This window comes from Pseudomonas sp. Pf153, from assembly GCF_001269775.1.
In the GTDB taxonomy this organism is placed as follows: domain Bacteria; phylum Pseudomonadota; class Gammaproteobacteria; order Pseudomonadales; family Pseudomonadaceae; genus Aquipseudomonas; species Aquipseudomonas uvaldensis.
The window spans coordinates 116,256-136,858 of the sequence record NZ_LHVL01000014.1 but is presented as its reverse complement, the minus strand read 5'-3'; the positions used below and the strand labels follow the sequence as shown (position 1 = coordinate 136,858).

Annotated in this window: 16 protein-coding genes; 11 read left to right on the top strand and 5 right to left on the bottom strand. The window is 60.3% G+C overall.

Going from position 1 to position 20,603, the window contains the following annotated elements:
• Positions 1-112: 112 nt before the first annotated feature.
• Positions 113-1,615 carry an ATPase domain-containing protein gene (locus AD666_RS11020; protein ID WP_053151606.1) on the top strand — a complete coding sequence of 501 codons (1,503 nt, stop codon included), beginning with the start codon at positions 113-115 and terminating at the stop codon, positions 1,613-1,615.
• Complete coding sequence (locus AD666_RS11015; RefSeq protein ID WP_053151604.1) at positions 1,612-3,282, top strand: response regulator; 1,671 nt, start codon at positions 1,612-1,614, stop codon at positions 3,280-3,282. The genes AD666_RS11020 and AD666_RS11015 overlap by 4 nt, the downstream gene beginning before the upstream one ends.
• 30 nt (positions 3,283-3,312) lie before the next feature.
• On the opposite strand, the gene AD666_RS11010 is transcribed toward AD666_RS11015, so the two are convergent.
• The 5 genes from AD666_RS11010 to AD666_RS10990 are packed head-to-tail and all read right to left on the bottom strand — an operon-like array spanning position 3,313 to position 9,838.
• On the bottom strand, positions 3,313-3,690 hold the full coding sequence (locus tag AD666_RS11010; protein WP_053151601.1) for a response regulator: 378 nt from the start codon (positions 3,688-3,690) through the stop codon (positions 3,313-3,315).
• Positions 3,683-4,948 (bottom strand): hybrid sensor histidine kinase/response regulator, encoded by a 1,266-nt coding sequence (locus AD666_RS11005; RefSeq protein ID WP_053151635.1) that lies wholly within the window; start codon positions 4,946-4,948, stop codon positions 3,683-3,685. The genes AD666_RS11010 and AD666_RS11005 overlap by 8 nt, the downstream gene beginning before the upstream one ends.
• A gap of 5 nt (positions 4,949-4,953) precedes the next feature.
• Positions 4,954-5,541, bottom strand: coding sequence for a chemotaxis protein CheB (locus AD666_RS11000; RefSeq protein WP_053151599.1), 588 nt, complete (start codon positions 5,539-5,541; stop codon positions 4,954-4,956).
• Positions 5,538-6,353, bottom strand: coding sequence for a protein-glutamate O-methyltransferase CheR (locus tag AD666_RS10995; RefSeq protein ID WP_053151596.1), 816 nt, complete (start codon positions 6,351-6,353; stop codon positions 5,538-5,540). Before AD666_RS10995 ends, AD666_RS11000 begins: the two co-directional genes overlap by 4 nt.
• Positions 6,353-9,838, bottom strand: a complete 3,486-nt coding sequence (locus AD666_RS10990; protein ID WP_053151593.1) for a response regulator — start codon at positions 9,836-9,838, stop codon at positions 6,353-6,355. Before AD666_RS10990 ends, AD666_RS10995 begins: the two co-directional genes overlap by 1 nt.
• A gap of 253 nt (positions 9,839-10,091) precedes the next feature.
• On the opposite strand from AD666_RS10990, the gene AD666_RS10985 reads away from it, so the two are divergent.
• From AD666_RS10985 to xylB, 9 genes are all read left to right on the top strand, one after another.
• Positions 10,092-10,463: a response regulator gene (locus AD666_RS10985; RefSeq protein WP_053151590.1), complete on the top strand. Its 372-nt coding sequence runs from the start codon at positions 10,092-10,094 to the stop codon at positions 10,461-10,463.
• Positions 10,464-10,540: 77 nt separating this feature from the next.
• Positions 10,541-11,833: a glycosyltransferase gene (locus AD666_RS10980; protein ID WP_053151587.1), complete on the top strand. Its 1,293-nt coding sequence runs from the start codon at positions 10,541-10,543 to the stop codon at positions 11,831-11,833.
• Positions 11,834-12,013: 180 nt separating this feature from the next.
• Entirely contained in the window at positions 12,014-12,919 is a 906-nt protein-coding gene (locus tag AD666_RS10975) for an AraC family transcriptional regulator (protein WP_053151584.1), read from the top strand.
• A 184-nt stretch (positions 12,920-13,103) separates the two neighbouring features.
• Positions 13,104-14,414, top strand: coding sequence for a sugar ABC transporter substrate-binding protein (locus AD666_RS10970; protein WP_053151581.1), 1,311 nt, complete (start codon positions 13,104-13,106; stop codon positions 14,412-14,414).
• Between the two features lie 189 nt (positions 14,415-14,603).
• Positions 14,604-15,539 carry a carbohydrate ABC transporter permease gene (locus tag AD666_RS10965; RefSeq protein ID WP_053151578.1) on the top strand — a complete coding sequence of 312 codons (936 nt, stop codon included), beginning with the start codon at positions 14,604-14,606 and terminating at the stop codon, positions 15,537-15,539.
• Between the two features lie 10 nt (positions 15,540-15,549).
• Positions 15,550-16,380, top strand: a complete 831-nt coding sequence (locus AD666_RS10960) for a carbohydrate ABC transporter permease (protein ID WP_053151575.1) — start codon at positions 15,550-15,552, stop codon at positions 16,378-16,380.
• 39 nt (positions 16,381-16,419) lie between these two features.
• Positions 16,420-17,523: an ABC transporter ATP-binding protein gene (locus AD666_RS10955; protein WP_053151573.1), complete on the top strand. Its 1,104-nt coding sequence runs from the start codon at positions 16,420-16,422 to the stop codon at positions 17,521-17,523.
• A 15-nt stretch (positions 17,524-17,538) separates the two neighbouring features.
• A complete protein-coding gene (locus AD666_RS10950; RefSeq protein WP_053151570.1) occupies positions 17,539-19,020 on the top strand; it encodes a mannitol dehydrogenase family protein in 1,482 nt (493 codons plus the stop codon).
• 93 nt (positions 19,021-19,113) lie between these two features.
• Complete coding sequence (gene xylB, locus AD666_RS10945) at positions 19,114-20,601, top strand: xylulokinase (RefSeq protein ID WP_053151567.1); 1,488 nt, start codon at positions 19,114-19,116, stop codon at positions 20,599-20,601.
• The last annotated feature ends 2 nt before the right edge of the window (positions 20,602-20,603 follow it).

Here is a 20,603-nt window from a genome sequence, read left to right as displayed (position 1 = left end):
GCAAGCAGAGGAAGCGGAACCGCTATCGCCGCCAACGGTCAAGTAATGAGGCGGTTCATTTCAGGCTCTACCCGGCCTACCGCCCATTTCCCTGGTCATGAGAGGGCTCTTTTTGTCTACATCCAACGAGTTGATCAGCGCAAAAGCCGCTACCGGCATTGAAGGGCTGGACGATGTCCTTTCCGGTGGCCTGTCCCGCGGTCATGTGTTCCTGCTTGAAGGGGAACCGGGGACCGGCAAAACCACGGTCGCCTTGCATTTCCTGCTGGCGGGCGCCCGGGCCGGCGAGCGATCCTTGTATATCACCCTATCGGAAACCGAACGGGAACTGCGTCAGGGTGCCGCCTCCCACGGTTGGGAGATGGATGACAACATTGTCATTTTCGAGCTGACCCCGCCAGAAAGCCTGCTCAACGCCGAGCACCAGCAAAGCCTGCTGTATTCTTCGGACCTCGAGCTGGGGGAAGCCACCCGGCAGATCTTCGAAGTGGTGGAACGGGTCAAGCCGACCCGGGTGGTGCTCGACAGCCTGTCGGAGATCCGCCTGCTGGCCCAGAGTTCGTTGCGCTATCGCCGCCAGATCCTGGCGATCAAGCATTACTTCGTGCGCTACGACGCCACGGTGCTTTTGCTCGACGACCTGACCACCGAGTCCTTGGACAAGACCGTCCACAGCGTTGCCCACGGGGTGATTCGCCTGGAAGAACTGACCCCCACCTATGGCGCCGAGCGACGCCGGATCCGGGTGGTCAAGTATCGCGGACAGAAGTACCGCGGCGGTTACCATGATTTCACCATCATGACCGACGGCGTGCACGTCTTCCCACGACTGGTGGCCGCCGAACACCGCGGGCAATACAACCGCCATCAACTCTCCAGCGGCATCGCACAAATGGACGCCTTGCTGGGCGGCGGTATCGAAACCGGTTCCAGCACCTTGATCCTGGGTCCGGCAGGTACCGGCAAATCGCTGATTGCACTGATTTTCGCTGCAGCCGCGGTGAATCGTGGCGAGCGCGCCGCGCTTTTCATCTTCGACGAGGAATTGGGCCTGTTGTACGAGCGGATGAAAAACATCGGCATCGACCTGCAGGCACTCCAGGACACCGGCAGGTTATTGATCGACCAGGTGGACGCCGCCGAACTGTCTCCCGGCGAGTTCTCCCACCGGGTGCGTCGTTGCGTCGATGACGGCAACATCAAGACCGTGGTGATCGACAGCATCAACGGCTATCAGGCGGCCATGCCGGAGGAAAATGCCCTGGTGCTGCATATGCATGAGCTGCTGCTCTATCTCAACCGCAAGGGCGCGGCGACCTTCATGACCGTCGCGCAACACGGCCTGGTGGGCGACATGCAGGCGCCGGTGGACATCACTTACCTGGCCGACACGGTGATCCTGCTGCGTTACTTCGAAGCGCTGGGCAAGGTTCGCCGAGCGATCTCCATCATCAAGAAACGCACCGGCAGCCATGAATCCACCATCCGCGAATACCGCATCGGCAACCAGGGCATGACCATCGGCGAGCCGCTGGAGGCCTTCCAGGGGGTATTGCGCGGTGTGCCAACCTACATGGGAGCGGACAATCCGTTGCTCAAGGACGACATCCAGTGACGTTAGCGGAACCCTTGTCCGAGCGGGCGTTGATCCTCGCCCCGCTGGGAAGGGACAGTCAGATTGCCTTGATGATCCTCAATGAAGCCGGTTTTGCCGGCCTCATCTGCCGTCATCTGGGGCAGTTGTGCGAAGAATTGGAGAAAGGCGCCGGCTTGTTGGTGATTTCCTCGGAGGCCCTGGTGGGGCCGGACCTGGAGACGCTGTTCCTGCAAATCGAACAACAGCCTGCCTGGTCCGACTTGCCCATCGTCCTGTTGACCCATCACGGTGGCCCGGAACAGAACCCGGCGGCACGCATCGGCGTGCAGCTGGGTAACGTGACCTTCCTGGAACGCCCTTTCCACCCCGTGACCCTGGTCAGCCTGGTGACCACCGCACTGCGCGGCCGCCGAAGGCAATACGAAGCCCGGGACCGCCTGATCGACCTCAGCAACAGTGAATTGCGCCTGCAAAATACCCTCGAAACCCTCGAGCAGCAGGTAGAGGAACGTACCGCACAACTGCGCCACAACGAAGAAGCCCTGCGCCAGTCACAGAAAATGGAAGCAGTCGGCCAGCTCACCGGCGGCATCGCCCACGACTTCAACAACATGCTCACTGGCATCATCGGCAGCCTGGAATTGCTGCGCCGGCGCCTGGCGCGCGGTCGTACCGAAGACCTGGACAGCCTGATCGACCTGGGCGTGACCTCCGCCAACCGCGCCGCCGGCCTGACCCATCGTTTGCTGGCTTTCTCACGCCGGCAATCGCTGGACCCCAAGGCCGTGCAGACGAACACTCTCGTGTTGTCCATGGGTGAGCTGCTGCAACGCAGCCTCAACGAAAGCATCCGGCTCGACATGCAACTGGACGATCAACTGTGGATCGCCGAAGCCGACCCCAACCAACTGGAAAGCGCCCTGCTCAACCTGGTACTCAACGCCCGGGATGCCATGCCCGATGGCGGAAGACTTGTGGTGAAGACCTTCAACCAATATCTGGATACCGGATTCACCGACGCCTACACCAACCTCGAACCCGGCGACTACGTGGTACTGAGCGTGCAGGACACCGGTTGCGGCATGCCGGAAGCCGTCGTCAGTCGCGCCTTCGACCCCTTTTTCACCACCAAACCCATCGGTCAGGGGACAGGGCTGGGCTTGTCGATGATCTACGGATTCAGCAAGCAGTCCCACGGCCATGTGACCATCGACAGCGTTGTCGGCCAAGGCACCACGGTCAACCTGTACCTGCCGCGCTTCCACGGTGAAGAAGTGCAGGAAGCGCCCGTCGACAACCAGCACACGCCCCATGCACAGAATGGCGAGACCGTGTTGATCGTCGAAGACGATCCCGCGGTACGGGTGTTGGTCAGCGCGGTGCTGAGCGAGTTGGGCTATACCTTCCTCGAAGCCGCCGACGCCAACGGCGCGATCCCGATCCTGCAATCGGGTCAACGTATCGACCTGTTGATCAGCGACGTAGGACTGCCCGGCATGAACGGCCGGCAACTGGCGGAAATCGGTCGGCAATTGCGCCCGGATCTACGGGTGCTGTTCATCACCGGCTACGCCGAACACGCCGCTGTACGCGGCGGCTTCCTGGACCCGGGCATGCAGATGGTCACCAAGCCGTTCACATTCGATTTGCTGACGGCCAAGGTGCGGGAAATGATCCGGGCCTGAACGGCCCGAGCCTGCCGACATTTCAGGAAATCAGGACAACATTGTCCGCATGATGCTCTGCAGTTGATCCAGCTTGAACGGCTTGCCCAGGATCGGTGCCGCTCGGGTGATCGGACTGTCGGTTTCCTTTATCTCCGCGGCGTACCCGCTGATGAAGATCACTTTCAGGTCGGGGCGCAACCTGACTGCAGGCTCGGCGATCTGCACCCCGGAAATGCCGCCTGGCAGACGAAAATCAGTAATCATCATGTCCAGGTGGGGCTTGCTTGCCAGGATCTCGAAGGCCTTTTCACCGTTCTCGGCCTCCAGCACCCGATACCCTTCGCCCGACAGGTAAGCGGACAACACCGTCATGACCGAGGGGTCGTCCTCGACGATCAATACAACATCTTGCGCATCTTCACTCATGAGAAGCCTTTGTTCGATCAATAGCTGCTGATACGACCATAGGGTCACCCGGAGGTTGCGTCGGACCGACGGTTTTCTGCAAAGGCAGACAAACGCGAAACAAGGCCCCTTCGTTGATGCGACTGTGGACGGTAATGGTGCCTCCATGGGCGGTCACAATCTGTTCGGAAATGAACAGCCCCAATCCCAGGCCGGAGGACACCGCCTTGGATGACACCCGCTCGAACTGCTGGAAGATGCGCCTCTGGTTCTCTTCGCTGATGCCTATGCCATGGTCCTGGACTTCGACGCACGCGTGGCCGGGCGTCTTGTACACCCGCACGTCGATAGGGCTCTTGCCGCCATAGCGCAACGCGTTGGTCAGCAGGTTCGACACCACCTGTTCGATCCGGAATTCATCCCAGTGCCCCTCCACCGAGGGCTCGGCGGTAAAGGTCAGCGTGCATTCGGCCGCCACGATCTGCGGCTGAAAATTGCGCAACAGGTTCTCCACCAGCGTGGTCAGGTTGAAGCGGCTCGGACGGATAGACAGTTTGCCGGTGCGAATCCGGGACACGTCCAGCATGTCTTCGATCAAGCGGATCAAACTCTTGATCTGGCGCTCATCGCGCTCGACCATCGCCCGCACCTTGTCCAGGCTGAACGCCGCGGCGTTATCCCGGGCCAGGTGCATCTTTCGCAGTTGGGTTTCAAGGATCAGGCCGTTGAGGGGCGTTCGCACCTCATGGGCGACGATCGACATGAAATCATCACGCATGCGCACCGCCTGTTCGAGTTCGCTGCGGACAGTCTGCAGCTGTTGCAGCAGCACCTCCTGCTCCCGACGACTCTGTTCCAGAGCGACCACCTGCTCTTTCACCGCCTTCTTTTGGCGATAGAGCTCCACGAATACGTTGACCTTGCTCCTGACCGCATGGGCGTCCAACGGCTTGTGCAGGAAGTCCACCGCGCCGTTTTCATAACCGGTGAAGGCATAGTTGCGTTCACGCCCGGCGGCGCTGACGAAAATGATCGGGATGCTGCGGGTCTTCTCGGTGCCGCGCATCAGCTCGGCGAGTTCGAAGCCGTTCATTTCCGGCATCTGCACATCGATGATGGCCAGGGCGAATTCATGTTGCAGTAGCAGCGACAACGCCTGGTCAGCCGACAGCGCCTTGAAGACCTTGCGGTCAGCGCCTTGAATCAGCGCTTCCAGTGCCAGCAGATTTTCCGGCAGATCGTCGACGATCAGCAGTTTGGCTTGAATCTCTTGTGGCATGTCGTTCATTCCAACCCGGCCAGCAAATGGCTGATGCCTTGTAAAGTGAGGATATGGTCGGGCTCGTGCAGCGCCAGCGCCGCCTCGGGCATGGTCGACACCTGGGCTTCGTCGGGATCCTGGACAACCGTGATTCCCCCCAACGCCTTGACCCTGGCCAGGCCACGGGCGCCGTCATCGTTGGCGCCGGTCAACAACACCGCCAGCAGGTTCGGCCCATAGACGTCGGCGGCGGACTCGAACAGGACGTCGATGGAGGGTCGGGAATGATGCACCGGATCCTCCAGGCTCAACGACAGGCTGCGATCGGCCTCGACCGACAAGTGATAACCGGGCGTGGCAAAGTACAGCGTGCCGGGCTGGATGTCCTGCTTGTCCCGCGCCTCCTCCACCGGTATCGCCAGACGATGGCCGAAGACCGTGGCCAGTTGGCTGTCGCGCTCGTCGGGCAGGTGCAGAACGACCAGCACAGGTATGCCGAACCTCTTGCGCAATTGCCCGAACACCTTGAGCAGCGCCTCGACTCCGCCGGCGGACGCGCCGACGACAATGGCCTCTACCCGCGGCCTGGGTCCGTCCGTCGTCTGGTTCATAACTTGCGATATATCCGTTCCTGTTTGACCAGCGGTTCGAATTGATTGCCGTATGAAGAAAAATCCAGTGTTTCCTTGCTGCCCAATACCAGGAACCCTCGATGACTGAGTGATTCATGGAATAACCCGATGGCGCGATCTTGCAGCTTTTTATTGAAATATATCAATACGTTACGACACGAAATTAATTGAGTTTCAGAAAAGACGCTGTCCGTTGCCAGGCTGTGATCTGCAAAGGTCACGTTCTGGCACAGGGTCTTGTCGAACATGGCGTAATCGTAAGCGGCGGTGTAATAGTCGGCAAACGACCGCCGCCCACCGGCCCGCTGGTAATTCTGGGTATAGGCCCTGACGTTTTCCAGGGAGAAGATGCCCTGCTTGGCTTTCTCCAGCGACCTGGGGTTGATGTCGGTGGCATAGATGAATGTGCGGTCCAGCAGGCCTTCCTCCCGCAACAGGATCGCCATGGAATAGACCTCTTCCCCGGTGCTGCAACCGGCGATCCAGATCTTGATCGACGGATAGGTTTTGAGCAGCGGAACGATTTCTTCGCGGATCGCCAGGAAATGCGACGGGTCGCGGAACATCTCACTGACGGGGATCGTCAGCAGCTGCAATAACTGCATGAACATGCCCGGATCGTGCAATACGCGCTCCTGGAGCGCGGAAATCGTCCGGCATTCGAACTGACTCAATGCGTGCAGGACCCGGCGCTTGATGGAAGCGCCGGAATAATCCCGAAAATCGTAGCTGTACTTGAGGTAGATCGCTTCGATCAATAAACGAAGTTCAATGTCAGTGTCACGTTCCACTAAATTCTTTCCATATTTGGCAACCACACGCGAATCAGCGAAAACAGACGGTCCAGGTCGATCGGCTTGGCCAGGTAATCATTGGAACCCGCCGCCAGGCAACGCTCCTGATCGTCCTTCATGGCCTTGGCCGTCACCGCAATGATAGGCAACTTGCGCCAGCGCGGGTCCTTGCGGATCAACGCAGTGGCTTCGAAACCGTCCATTTCCGGCATCATCACATCCATCAGCACCAGGTCGATGTCGTCGTTCTCATTCAAGCGCTCGATCGCCTCGAAGCCGTTACGGCCGATGACCACGATGGCGCCTTTTGCCTCCAGGGCGCTGGTCAGTGCGAAGATATTGCGCACATCGTCGTCCACCAACAGCACCTTGCGCCCTTCGAATACCTTGTCGCGGCTACGGGCAGCCTTGAGCATCCGTTGACGTTCATGGGACAACCGGGATTCGACTTTGTGCAAAAAGAGTGTCACCTCGTCCAGCAACCGCTCCGGAGAACGGGCGCCCTTGATGATGATCGAGCGCGAATATTTGCGCAGCTCGGCCTCTTCATCGCGCGTCAGGTTGCGCCCGGTGTAGACAATCACCGGCGGGAACGAACAGATTTCCTCCGCAGACATACGCTTGAGCAGATCGTTGCCGAGCATGTCCGGCAGCTTGAGGTCGATGATCATGCAGTCGTAGACGTTGTCCCGCAGCAGATCCAGGGCTTGCTGGGCAAAGCCCACCGCAGTGATCTCGATGTCATCGTCGCCGATCAGGCGGGTGATGCTATCGCGCTGCAAGTCATCGTCTTCCACTAGCAGGACGCGCTTGACCTTCTGGGTCAGCTTGGCCTCCAGGCGGGCGAACACGTCCTTGAGTTCTTCACGGGTGGTCGGTTTGACCGCGTAGCCGATGGCGCCCATGTGCAATGCCGCCTCGACGCGGTCCTCGACGGAAATCACATGCACCGGGATGTGCCGGGTCTCGGGCTGTTCCTTGAGCCGCTGCAACACGGTCAGGCCGGAATGATCGGGCAGGCGCATGTCCAGCAGGATTGCATCGGGTTTGAGGTGGGAAGCCAGGTCGAAGCCCTCGTCGGCAGCGTGCGCCACCAGGCACTGATAGCCCAGTTCATGGGCCAGGTCGAACAGGATCCGGGCGAACTTGGGTTCGTCTTCGATCACCAGGATGCAGCGGGTGTCGAAGGGGGCTTTGTCCCTGTCATCAGCGAAGCGGGCCACAATGTCCACATCGGCGATAATGGGCGCGGGAGCCGGCGCCGGCACATAGGACGCCGGAGCGGGTAATGTCGCCGTAGGGGTGAACGTCCTGGGTTCTGCCGGTGCGTTACCGGGGTCGACATAGCGCTCGGGCAAGACCAGCGTGAACACGCTGCCCTGCCCCGGCTCGCTGGAAACAGAGATCGAGCCACCCAGCAATGTGGCCAGGTCCCGGGAGATCGACAATCCCAGGCCGGTGCCTCCGTAACGACGGTTGGTGGTGCCGTCCGCCTGGCGGAATGCCTCGAAGATGATCTGCTGTTGTTCGGCGGAAATGCCGATACCCGAGTCCCGCACCATGAATGCGATGCCGGAGCCCGGCTGACCGGCCACCGACAGGCAGACCGTACCCTGTTCGGTAAATTTCACCGCATTGGACAGCAGGTTCTTGAGCACCTGTTCCAGGCGCTGGCGGTCGGTGTACAACATGGTGGGCGCGTCCGGAAGCAACTGCACTTCGAAACCAAGGCCTTTATCAGTCGCCAGAGGCTTGAACATATCGCGCAAGCCTTCCACCAGGCGCGGCACGCTGGTGTTCTCCGGCCGGACTTCCAACTTGCCGGCCTCGACCTTGGAAATATCGAGAATATCGTTGATCAGGTTCAGCAGATCATTACCGGCCGAGTAGATAGACTCGGCAAACTTGACTTGCTCCTCGCTGAGATTCTTCTGAGGGTTTTCCGCCAGCAACTTGGACAGGATCAATGAACTGTTGAGCGGCGTACGCAACTCGTGAGACATGTTGGCGAGGAACTCGGACTTGTATTTGCTCGATCGCTGCAACTCTTCGGCGCGTTCCTGCAATTGCAACTGGGCCAGGTTCAGTTCGGTGTTCTTCTGATCCATGGCGTCGCGTTGCTCGGCCAGTTGTTCGTTGGTCTGCTCCAGTTCCTGTTGCTGGACTTCCAGATGCGCCTGGGATTCCTTGAGGATGCGCGACTGTTCTTCCAACTCTTCGTTGGCCGTCTTGAGCTCCTCCTGCTGGACTTGCAACTCCTCGTTCAGTTGCTGGGTTTCGGCGAGCACTTCCTGCAAACGCTGACGATAGCGGGCAGCCTCTATGGACGTACCGATGTTGCCGGCGACCCGCTCAAGCAGCTCGAGATCGCGGTCGGTCAAGGGACGCAGGAAGCCCAGTTCGACGACGCCATTGATCCGGCCGTCGTCGCTGGTGGGGACCACCACTACGCTGTTGGGCGCCCCGCTTCCCAACCCCGAACTGACTCTCAGGTAATCGGCGGGCACCTCGTCCAGGCGGATCAGTCGCCCTTGCTGCACGGCTTGGCCGACGATGCCTTCACCGGCGACGATAACCTGCTCCTTTTCATCGTCCTCTCGGGACATGCCATAAGTGGCGACACGCTTGAGCGTGCCGTTTTCATCACGCGCATAAAGCGCTGCAACGGCCGTGTCCAGGTACCTGGCGCAGAACTGCAGGATGTTGCGCCCCAGCAGGTTCAGGCTCAGCTGGCCCAGGACCTGCTCGGCCAGTTGAGTCTGCCCCGTGCGCAGCCAGGCCTGTTTTTCCAGATGAAGGGCACTCTGCTGCTGGATCTGTAGGCTGGCGCTGTAACTGCTGGACAGCCCCAACAGATCCCGCCGACCGATATAGGCCAGCAATCCGCTGATCGCGGCAACGAACATCAAGTACAGGGTAATGCTCCACAGCGTCGTGGTGCGCACCTTCTCGTTGCGCGCCGTGCGCAGTTGCTGCTCGGTATCGACGATGTCCTCGAAAGTCTTGCGGATCTCATCCGTCAGGCGCTTGCCACGCCCGGCCTTCACCGCGCCACGGTAATCGCCACTGCTGCGTTGCAGGTCGATCATGCTCTGGGCGTAGTTGGCCCATTCGACCTGAAGTGCCTGCACCTTGTGTATGCGATCGGTCTGGACGGGGTTATCGGCTGTCAATTCCAACAATGTATCCAGCGCAACGGCAATGCGCGGCTTGGCCACTTCGTAGGGATCGAGAAAATGTTCGTCACCGCTCAAGAGGTAGCCACGCATGCCGGTTTCAAGGTCCACGCTCAATTTCAGCGCTTCGTTGGCATTATTGATCACCCGGTCGGTATGCCCGACCCATTGGATCACCGACAGCAGGTAAGTGATCAGCACGATGAAAAACACCGCACTGAGGGCACCCATGCCCAGTGGCAGGCTGATGTTGCGGATCAGAAGCTTGCGGAAACTTTGCTCGTCAACCGAAGACGAAGGAGTCATGAGAAGGACCTTGGCGAACAGTTGAAAACCATGGAGTGTGCCCGAAAATGACGGGTTGGATCCACATTTCTGACGAGTCAAGGCTGTATTCCCCGACGGCGGCCAGCCAGTAGCAAGGGAAGCGACTATCCTTGTCAGCTCTTGTACTATAGATCCTTTCTTCTACAGCCCCGGGAACTTGTCCCACCTCGCGACTTACTCATGCATAGGGTCTTTTTTCACTCCCGATTTCATTTTTCCGAGAATAACGATTATGTCCACCGCCGCCCCTGTCACTAACACCACTGTTCTGGTAGTCGAAGATGACGACATCGTTCGCATGCTGATCGTCGATGTACTTGAAGAACTGGAGTATCGGGTGCTCGAGGCGGACGGCTGTGAACAGGCGCTGGAGTATCTGCGCAACCTTGATCAGTCCATCGACCTGATGATGACGGATGTTGGCCTGCCGGTGATGGACGGCCGCGAACTTGCCAGACAAGCGCGTTCGGTACGTCCGGGACTGCCGGTTTTGTTCGCCAGCGGCTATGCCGAAAGCATCGATGTACCCGACAGCATGGCGGTCATCGGCAAGCCGTTTTCCATCGACCAGCTACGTGACAAGGTCAAGAGCCTTCTGCCTTGAGCCGGAGTGAGTTCTTGGTCACTATCGGCGCCCCACGCAGCACCTGCGCCTGATTAACCCAAGGAAAACACCTGCTCATGTCCCATCCCTCCGCCCTCAAGGTCCTGGTCATCGGCTACGTCTGGCCCGAACCCCGCTCATCGGCAGCCGGTGGGCACGTCATGCAGATCCTGGAGACATTCCTGAGCGAAGGATGGGATATCACCTTCAGCAGCCCCGCTCGCCCCGGCGAGAACCGTGCCGACCTGGTCGCGCTGGGCATCCATGAGGTGCCGATCGAACTCAATAACAGCAGTTTCGATGCATTCATCCGTGAACTGGCGCCGGATATCGTGTTGTTCGACCAGTTCATGATGGAGGAGCAGTTCGGCTGGCGGGTCGAGAAACACTGTCCCAATGCCCTGCGGCTGCTGGAGACATCGGACTTGCAGAGCCTGCGCCATGCGCGACATCAGCGCCTGAAGGACCGTTTGAAGGCCGACGATCATTCTCAGGATTTCAGCGATCTTTTTGCACCAGCGCTGCACCAGGAATTCCAATTGATGGCCGACACCGAGATGGCGAAGCGGGAAATCGCTGCCTTGTACCGCTGCGATTTGAATCTGATGGTGTCCGAGATTGAAATCGAACTGCTGGTGGAGCATTTCGGGCTGCCCCGTAGCCTGCTGCTGTGGTGCCCATTGATGCTGGACCTGCCGGACGCGCCTTGGGTGCCGTTCGACGGACGGGCGCACTTTCTGAGCATCGGCAACTTCCGCCACGCGCCGAATTGGGATGCGGTGCTCTGGATGAAAAACGCCATCTGGCCGCTGATCCGCCAGCAACTGCCCGGCGCGCAACTGCACCTGTACGGCGCCTACACCCCTCCAAAAGCGGCAGCGCTGCATAACCCAGCCCAGGGCTTCCACATCATGAACTGGGCCGAAGATGCCTTGCAGGTCATGTCGGCGGCACGCATCTGCCTGGCTCCGTTGCGTTTTGGCGCCGGCATCAAGGGAAAACTGATCGAGGCCATGCTATGCGGCACGCCCAGTGTCACCACGCCCATCGGCGCCGAAGCCATGCATGACACGATGCCGTGGCCCGGAACGATTGCCACCAGCGCCGAGGCCATCGCCAACGCCGCTGTACAGTTGTACAGCGACCCTACGCGCTGGGCCCAGGCTCAGGATGCGGGCCGTGCGCTACTGGCGAACCGTTACCGCAAGCAGGTCCACGGCCCGGCACTGATCGAAAGCGTCCTGGCCTGCCGCGCCAACCTGGCGCAACGGCGTCGGGATAACTTCACTGGCAGCATGTTGCGCCACCACCAACACAAGAGCACCCAATACATGTCCCAGTGGATCGAGGAGAAGAATCGCCACCTCTGAAGACAGACCCTGAATCTCGGCAGTTTTCATCGGCGTGGACTTTTTCGGTCGCATGCCGGTCATAGGCAACGGTATAGGCAGCCCCTGCGCCGGGCATGACCGCCGGATGAGCATCCGGGGTGGCACGCGCCTGGCGAAGGGAGCATCATCCAGCGGCAATAACAATAAAAGCGCAGCCTCATGACCCGAACAGCGAGAGTCAACGATCCCTCCTATGAGTTGATGGATGACCATAACGGACAGTCCATCATTTATCGCCAGCACGGCTTTCCTTGCCCGCTGGTGCGCTGGCATTTCCATAAGGAATACGAGCTACACCTGATCGTCGCCAGTTCCGGCAAGGTATTCATCGGCGATTACATCGGCAACTTCTACCCGCAGACGCTGTTCCTCACTGGCCCCAACGTGCCCCACAACTGGATCAGCCAGGTGGCCGAGAACGAAGTGGTGCCCAAGCGCGATATGCTGGTGAACTTCACCGATGAGTTGTTCGACAGCGGCCATCAAGTGTTTGCCGAACTCAAGACCATCGTCCCGCTGCTGGAACGCGCCCGCTATGGCATCGAGTTTCGTTGCAAGCGCACCATCCGCCAGGCCACGATCCTGATGCAGCGAATTGCCGACTCCCAAGGCATGAGCCGCCTGGGTTACTTTTTCATCCTGATGGAGCTGCTGGCCACCACGGATGACTATCAGTTGCTCTCCGGTGCCACCTCCTCACAGATGGCCGATGAGCACAGCGTCGACCGCACCAACCGCGCCGTGGACTACATCTTCGCCCATTACGCCCGCGAGTTGCCTCTGGAAGAAGTCGCCGAGCACCTGGGTATGAAACCCACTTACTTCAGCCGCGTCTTCAAGCAGGCCACCGGCCGCTGTTTCGTCGAATTCGTCAATCGACTGCGCATCAGCAAATCCTGCGAGCTGTTGGCCGATGGCGACAAACCGGTCACCGACGTGTGCTTCGAGTCGGGTTTCAACAATATTTCCAACTTCAATCGCCGATTCCAGCAACTCAAGGGCATGACCCCTTCCCACTACCGACGGCTGGCGGTGCAGCGGCTAACGGAGCAGAACCAGGGCTGAGCGCTCAGTTCCCTCATCAATGAGGGCCTCACTCAGTGCAAAAAAGTATCAGAGCAAGTGCTACGGATGATTTGTCACGCCGTCGATTGAAGGCTGTAATCAGCGCACATTCTTCCTTTCATCCGGAAGACAAAAACAATAACTGTCCTTCCGCAGCCTGCCTGGCTCGGAAAAGGAGTGCGCGATGAAACCTTCGTTAAAAGCTCTGCTTGCTTCCACCTGCATGACCCTCAGCAGCGTCAGTTTCGGCGCGCAGACTCTTACCATTGCCACCGTCAACAACAGCGACATGATTCGCATGCAGAAGCTCTCGAAAACCTTCGAGGCCGAGCATCCGGACATAAAGCTGAACTGGGTGGTACTCGAAGAAAACGTCCTGCGCCAACGCCTGACTACCGACATCGCCACCCAGGGCGGGCAGTTCGACGTGTTGACCATTGGCATGTACGAAGCTGCACTCTGGGGCGCCAAGGGTTGGCTGGAGCCGATGAAGGATCTGCCTGCCTCCTATGACTTGGACGACGTCTTTCCCTCCGTGCGTGACGGCTTGTCCGTGAAGGGCTCGCTGTACGCCCTGCCGTTCTATGCCGAGAGTTCGATCACCTACTACCGTACCGACCTGTTCAAGAACGCCGGGCTGACCATGCCCGAACGCCCGACCTGGACGCAGATCGGTGAGTTCGCGGAAAAACTCACCGACAAATCCAAGGAACAGTATGGCCTGTGCCTGCGGGGCAAGGCCGGTTGGGGCGAGAACATGGCGCTCATCACCACCCTCGCCAACGGCTATGGCGCTCGCTGGTTCGATGAGAAGTGGCAGCCGCAATTCAACGGCCCCGAGTGGAAAGACGCTCTGAGCTTTTACGTCGACAACATGAAAAAATCCGGCCCACCCGGCGCCTCCAGCAACGGTTTCAACGAAAACCTGGCACTGTTCAACAGCGGCAAATGCGCCATCTGGGTCGACGCCAGCGTCGCCGGCTCATTCGTGACCGACAAGACGCAAAGCAAGGTGGCCGATCACGTCGGGTTCACCTTTGCCCCACACGAGAAAACCGACAAGGGCACCTCGTGGATGTACTCCTGGTCGCTGGCGATCCCTGCCAGCTCCAAAGCCAAGGACGCGGCCAAAGTCTTTACCAGCTGGGCGACATCCAAGGAATACAGTCAATTGGTCGCCAAGACCGACGGCATCGCCAACGTACCACCTGGCACTCGGACCTCGACCTACAGCGAGGAGTACATGAAGGCCGCGCCGTTTGCCAAGGTGACGCTGGAATCGCTGAAAGTCGCCGACCCGAAGGCTCCGACCCTCAAGCCTGTGCCGTACATCGGCATTCAGTTGGTGACCATTCCGGAGTTCCAGGCCATCGGCACCCAAGTGGGCAAGCTCTTTTCGGGCGCACTGACCGGCCAACAGACCGTGGACCAGGCGCTGACCGCCGCGCAGTCCACCACCGAACGCGAGATGAAGCGCGCCGGGTATCCCAAGTAACCCGAGGCTCCCGCTCTCCGCTTTCTGCTTTTTGTGGGAGCGAGCCTGCTCGCGATAGCGGTTACCCGGCCGACATCAATGTTGGATGTGTCGACCGCATCGCGAGCAGGCTCGCTCCCACAGGGGATCTTTTCAAGAGAAGATTTTCGCAAGCGGATTTCACAGGCCCGCACAAAACGGTTCAACGCCATGAATACTTCAACGACAACCGCCAAAGCGCCCATCGAGATAGCCCCACCACCGGCTCGCAAGATCCGCGTGGCCAATCCCGGCTGGTTCCTGGTCAGCCCTTCGGTGGCCCTATTGCTGCTATGGATGATCGTGCCACTGGGCATGACCGTCTATTTCTCGATGATCCGCTACAACCTGCTCTACCCCGGCGAGAATGAATTTGTCGGGCTGGAAAACTTCGCTTATTTCCTGACCGATTCGGGCTTCATGCCCGGCGCCACCAATACCCTGTTGCTGGTGGGCAGTGTTCTGTTGATCAGTGTGGTGTTCGGGGTGTTGATCAGCGCGTTGCTGGAGGCCAGCGAGTTTTTCGGGCGCGGCATCGTGCGGGTACTGCTGATCTCGCCGTTTTTCATCATGCCCACCGTCGGGGCTCTGATCTGGAAAAACCTGATCTTCCACCCGGTCTCGGGGATTCTCGCCTCGGTGTGGAAACTGTTCGGCGCCCAGCCGGTGGACTGGCTGGCCCATTATCCACTGCTGTCGATCATCATCATTGTGAGCTGGCAATGGTTGCCCTTCGCGATCCTGATCCTGATGACCGCCATGCAGTCCCTCGACCAGGAACAGAAGGAAGCTGCGCGCCTGGACGGTGCCGGTCCGATCGCGATTTTCTGGCACCTGACCCTGCCGCACCTGGCTCGGCCAATTGCCGTGGTGCTGATGATCGAGACCATTTTCCTGCTGTCGGTGTTCGCCGAGATTTTCACCACCACCAACGGAGGCCCCGGCTACGCCTCTACCAACCTGGCTTACCTGATCTACAACCAGGCACTGGTGCAGTTCGACGTCGGCATGGCATCGGCCGGAGGCCTGATTGCCGTGGTCATTGCCAACATCGCCGCCATCATCCTCGTCCGGATGATCGGCAAAAACCTCACCGACAAGCACTGAGGCCGCCGCCATGACACTTCAACAATCCCGTCGGCTGCAAAGCCTGCTGTTGGGCACGCTGGCCTGGGCCATCGCGTTCCTGATCTTCTTCCCGATCTTCTGGATGGTGCTGACCAGCTTCAAGACCGAAATCGACGCGTTCGCCACACCGCCGCAGTTCATCTTCATGCCGACGCTGGAGAACTACCTGCACATCAACGAGCGCAGCGACTACTTCAGCTTCGCCTGGAACTCGGTGGTGGTTTCCTTCAGCGCCACCGCCCTGTGCCTGCTGATCGCAGTGCCGGCGGCTTACTCCATGGCATTCTACGAAACCCAACGCACCAAAGGCACTCTGCTGTGGATGCTCTCCACCAAGATGTTGCCGCCGGTGGGCGTGCTGATGCCGATCTATCTGCTGGCCAAGAACTTTGGCCTGCTGGATACCCGTATCGCGCTGATCATCATCTATACGCTGATCAACCTGCCCATCGTGGTCTGGATGATTTACACCTACTTCAAGGACATTCCTCGCGACATTCTCGAGGCCGCACGCCTGGATGGCGCCACGCTGTGGCAGGAAATGGTCCGGGTGCTGCTGCCGATTGCCAAGGGCGGCCTGGCGTCCACCGTGCTGCTATCGCTGATCCTGTGCTGGAACGAGGCCTTCTGGTCACTGAACCTGACCTCGTCCAAAGCCGCGCCGCTGACTGCCCTGATCGCGTCCTACTCCAGCCCCGAAGGGCTGTTCTGGGCCAAATTGTCCGCCGTTTCGACCCTGGCTTGCGCGCCGATTCTGATCTTCGGCTGGATCAGCCAGAAACAACTGGTCCGCGGCTTGTCCTTCGGCGCCGTGAAATAACGCGCCCTACCCAATTAACAAAAAGTGGAGGCCCACCCCATGGCCAACCTCAAGATCAAGAATCTGCAAAAAGGTTTCGAAGGTTTTTCCATCATCAAGGGCATCGACCTGGAAGTGAACGACCGCGAGTTCGTGGTGTTCGTCGGTCCGTCGGGCTGCGGTAAATCCACGCTGCTGCGGCTGATCGCGGGCCTGGAGGAAGTCAGCGACGGCACTATCGAACTGGACGGCCGGGACATCACTGAAGTCAGCCCCGCCAAGCGCGACCTGGCGATGGTGTTCCAGACCTACGCCCTCTACCCGCACATGAGCGTGCGCAAGAACATGTCCTTTGCCCTCGACCTGGCCGGCGTGCCCAAGGCCGAGGTCGAGAAGAAGGTCAACGAAGCGGCGCGCATCCTCGAACTGGGACCGATGCTCGAACGCAAGCCCAAGCAGTTGTCCGGTGGTCAGCGTCAGCGGGTGGCGATTGGTCGTGCCATCGTGCGCAACCCGAAAATCTTCCTGTTCGACGAACCGCTGTCCAACCTCGACGCCGCGCTGCGGGTGCAGATGCGCCTGGAGCTGGCGCGGCTGCACAAGGAATTGCAGGCGACCATGATCTACGTGACCCACGATCAGGTCGAAGCCATGACCCTGGCCGACAAGGTGGTGGTGCTCAACGGCGGGCGCATCGAGCAGGTCGGTTCACCCCTTGAGCTCTACCACCAACCGGCGAACCTGTTTGTCGCGGGTTTTCTCGGCACACCGAAGATGGGCTTTCTCAAGGGCAAGGTCACGGTCGTCAGTGCCCAGGGCTGCGAGGTGCTGCTGGACGCAGGCACTCGCATCCAACTGCCGGTCAACAGTGCCAGCCTGAACGTCGGCGCCGCGGTGACCCTGGGGATCCGTCCGGAACACCTGAACCTGGCACAACCGGGCGAATGCACCTTGCAAGTGACCGCCGACGTCAGCGAGCGGCTGGGCAGTGACACTTTCTGCCACGTCACCACCGCCTCCGGCGAAGCCTTGACCATGCGGGTTCGCGGTGACCTGGCGAGCCGTTTCGGCGAGCAACTGAACCTGCACCTGGATGCCGAACACTGCCATTTATTCGATGCCGATGGCGTAGCGCTCACCCGTGCGCTGCGCGCCGCCGCCTGATTACCGAGACGTGTGATGAAACTCAACCGACAAAACCTGCACAACCTCGATCCACAGGTTGCCCTGCCCGCCTATCCGCTGAACGATATCCGCCAGGGCATCGCCCACATCGGCGTCGGCGGTTTCCATCGGGCTCACCAGGCGTACTACACCGATGCGCTGATGAACACCGGCGAAGGCCTGGACTGGGCCATCTGCGGCGTGGGCCTGCGGGCCGAAGACCGCCGGGCCCGGGATGATCTGGCCGGGCAGAACTACCTGTTCACCCTGTTTGAGCTGGGCGATACCGATGACACCGAAGTCCGGGTCATTGGCGCCATCAGCGACATGCTGCTGGCCGAAGACGGTGCCCGGGCACTGATCGACAAACTGGCCGACCCGCAGATCCGCATCGTCTCGCTGACCATCACCGAGGGTGGCTATTGCATCGATGACAGCAACGGCGAGTTCATGGCCCACCTGCCGCAGATCCAACACGACCTGAACCACCCGGACGATCCGAAGACCGTGTTCGGTTTCCTCTGTGCCGCCCTGGCCAAGCGCCGGGCCAATGGCATCCCGGCGTTCACCCTGATGTCCTGCGACAACCTGCCCCATAACGGCGCGGTGACCCGCAAGGCCTTGCTCGCCTTCGCCGCGTTGCGCGACGCCGACCTGGGGCTGTGGATCGACCGCAACGTCAGTTTCCCCAATGCCATGGTCGACCGCATCACGCCCATGACCAGCGTGGCCCATCGTCTGCAGTTGCACGATGAACACGGGATCGACGACGCCTGGCCAGTGGTCTGCGAGCCGTTCGTGCAATGGGTGCTGGAAGACAAATTCGTCAATGGCCGCCCGGCCTGGGAAAAGGTCGGCGTGCAGTTCACCGACGACGTGACGCCTTACGAGGAAATGAAGATCAAGCTGCTTAACGGCAGCCATCTCGCCCTGACTTACCTCGGGTTCCTCAAAGGCTATCGTTTCGTCCACGAAACCATGAACGACCCGCTGTTCGTGCGTTACATCCGAGCCTACATGGACCTGGACGTGACACCGCAACTGGCACCGGTGCCGGGCATCGACCTGAGCGACTACAAGAACACGCTGATCGAACGGTTCTCCAACCAGGCCATCGCCGACCAGTTGGAACGCGTATGCTCGGACGGCTCTTCGAAATTCCCCAAATTCACCGTGCCCACCATCAACCGCTTGATTGCCGACGGTGGCCATGCCCGGCGCGCGGCGCTGGTGGTGGCGGCCTGGGCGGTGTACCTCAAGGGCGAGGACGAAAATGGCGTGAGCTATTCGATTCCCGACCCGCGCGCCGCGTTCTGCCAGGCGCTGGTGGCCGACGATGCGCTGGTTACCCAGCGGATGCTGGAAGTGGAGGAAATCTTCGGCACGGCCATTCCCCGTTCGGCGGAGTTTGTGGCGGCGTTCGAATGGTGCTGCAACAGCTTGCGCGAGCATGGGGTCACACGCACGCTCGAGCGGGTGTTGGCTGATGCGGGCTAGACTGCCTTTTTGTGGCGAGGGCGCTCGCGCCCTCGCCACAGGGCCTTATTCGACTGGTCATTGCGTACCGAGACCCATCACCTGAGGATTTGTATGGCAAACCAACAGCTGTTCCTGGGCATCGATTGCGGCACCCAAGGCACCAAGGCCCTGATCCTTGATGCAGTTACCGGCCAGGTCCTGGGCCAGGGTGCCGCGCCCCACACGATGATCAGCGGTCCCAATGGCTGTCGCGAGCAGGACACCGAGCAATGGATCGATGCGTTCATCCAGGCGACTCATCAGGCACTGGCCGCCGCCGGCGTGGACGGTCAGGCCGTTCTCGGCATCGGTGTTTCCGGGCAGCAGCACGGTCTGGTACTGCTCGATGACCAGGATCAGGTCCTGCGTCCGGCCAAGTTGTGGTGCGACACCGAAACTACGCCTGAGAACGACCGTCTCCTGGCACACCTGGGCGGCGAAAGCGGCTCCCTGGAGCGCCTCGGCGTGGTCATCGCCCCCGGCTATACCGTGTCCAAGCTGCTGTGGACCCGTGACGTCCATCCCCAGGTGTTCGCCCGCATCGCCAGCATCCTGTTGCCCCATGACTTCCTGAATCACTGGCTCACCGGCCGTCATTGCAGTGAATACGGCGACGCCTCCGGCACCGGCTATTTCAACGTGCGTACCCGCCGATGGGACCTTGAGTTGTTGCACCACATCGACCCCAGCGGCCGACTGCAATCGGCGTTACCGGAGCTCATTGACGCCCACAAACCCGTCGGGCGGATCCTGCCGGCCATTGCCGCACGCCTGGGCATCAATCCCGATGCCGTGGTCGCCAGCGGTGGCGGGGATAACATGATGGGCGCCATTGGCACCGGCAACATTCAGCCCGGCGTGATCACGATGAGCCTCGGCTCTTCCGGCACGGTCTACGCCTACGCCCAGGAGCCGGTGGTCAGCCCGCAGGCCTCGGTAGCCACTTTCTGTTCCTCCAGCGGCGGCTGGCTGCCGCTGATCTGCACCATGAACCTGACCAACGCCACCGGCGCGGTGCGCGAGCTGCTGGAACTGGACATCGACGCGTTCAACGCCCTGGTCACCCAGGCTCCGATTGGCGCCGATGGCGTGTGCATGCTTCCGTTTCTCAACGGCGAACGCGTGCCTGCCCTGCCCCATGCCACCGCCAGCCTGTTGGGCTTGACGACCACCAACCTGAACCGGGCCAACTTGTGCCGCGCGGTGGTCGAAGGCACCACCTTCGGCCTGCGCTACGGACTGGACCTGCTGCGCGCCAACGGGCTCGAAGCCCGGAGCATCCGCCTGATCGGCGGCGGCTCGAAGAGCCCGGTGTGGCGACAGATCGTCGCCGACATCATGGATACCACGGTCATCTGCACCGAGCAGAGCGAAGCCGCTGCGCTCGGCGCGGCCATTCAGGCAGCCTGGTGTCATTCAGGATCACAGCAAAGCCTGAGCGAACTGTGCCAGCGCTGCGTCAAACTCGACCCGACCAGCGAGACGCGGCCGGTCGCCGAGCATGTCGTAGCGTCCCAGCAGGCCTACGAACGTTACCGACAACACGTCGCAACCCTTTGAGA

Excerpts from the sequence above, each read along its gene's own strand:
- AD666_RS11010 (WP_053151601.1), bottom strand. The coding sequence starts at position 3,690 with ATGAGTGAAGATGCGCAAGATGTTGTATTGATCGTCGAGGACGACCCC.
- AD666_RS11005 (WP_053151635.1), bottom strand. The coding sequence starts at position 4,948 with ATGCCACAAGAGATTCAAGCCAAACTGCTGATCGTCGACGATCTGCCG.
- AD666_RS11000 (WP_053151599.1), bottom strand. The coding sequence starts at position 5,541 with ATGAACCAGACGACGGACGGACCCAGGCCGCGGGTAGAGGCCATTGTC.
- AD666_RS10990 (WP_053151593.1), bottom strand. The coding sequence starts at position 9,838 with ATGACTCCTTCGTCTTCGGTTGACGAGCAAAGTTTCCGCAAGCTTCTG.
- AD666_RS10985 (WP_053151590.1), top strand. The coding sequence starts at position 10,092 with ATGTCCACCGCCGCCCCTGTCACTAACACCACTGTTCTGGTAGTCGAA.
- AD666_RS10980 (WP_053151587.1), top strand. The coding sequence starts at position 10,541 with ATGTCCCATCCCTCCGCCCTCAAGGTCCTGGTCATCGGCTACGTCTGG.
- AD666_RS10975 (WP_053151584.1), top strand. The coding sequence starts at position 12,014 with ATGACCCGAACAGCGAGAGTCAACGATCCCTCCTATGAGTTGATGGAT.
- AD666_RS10970 (WP_053151581.1), top strand. The coding sequence starts at position 13,104 with ATGAAACCTTCGTTAAAAGCTCTGCTTGCTTCCACCTGCATGACCCTC.
- AD666_RS10965 (WP_053151578.1), top strand. The coding sequence starts at position 14,604 with ATGAATACTTCAACGACAACCGCCAAAGCGCCCATCGAGATAGCCCCA.
- AD666_RS10960 (WP_053151575.1), top strand. The coding sequence starts at position 15,550 with ATGACACTTCAACAATCCCGTCGGCTGCAAAGCCTGCTGTTGGGCACG.
- AD666_RS10955 (WP_053151573.1), top strand. The coding sequence starts at position 16,420 with ATGGCCAACCTCAAGATCAAGAATCTGCAAAAAGGTTTCGAAGGTTTT.
- AD666_RS10950 (WP_053151570.1), top strand. The coding sequence starts at position 17,539 with ATGAAACTCAACCGACAAAACCTGCACAACCTCGATCCACAGGTTGCC.
- xylB (WP_053151567.1), top strand. The coding sequence starts at position 19,114 with ATGGCAAACCAACAGCTGTTCCTGGGCATCGATTGCGGCACCCAAGGC.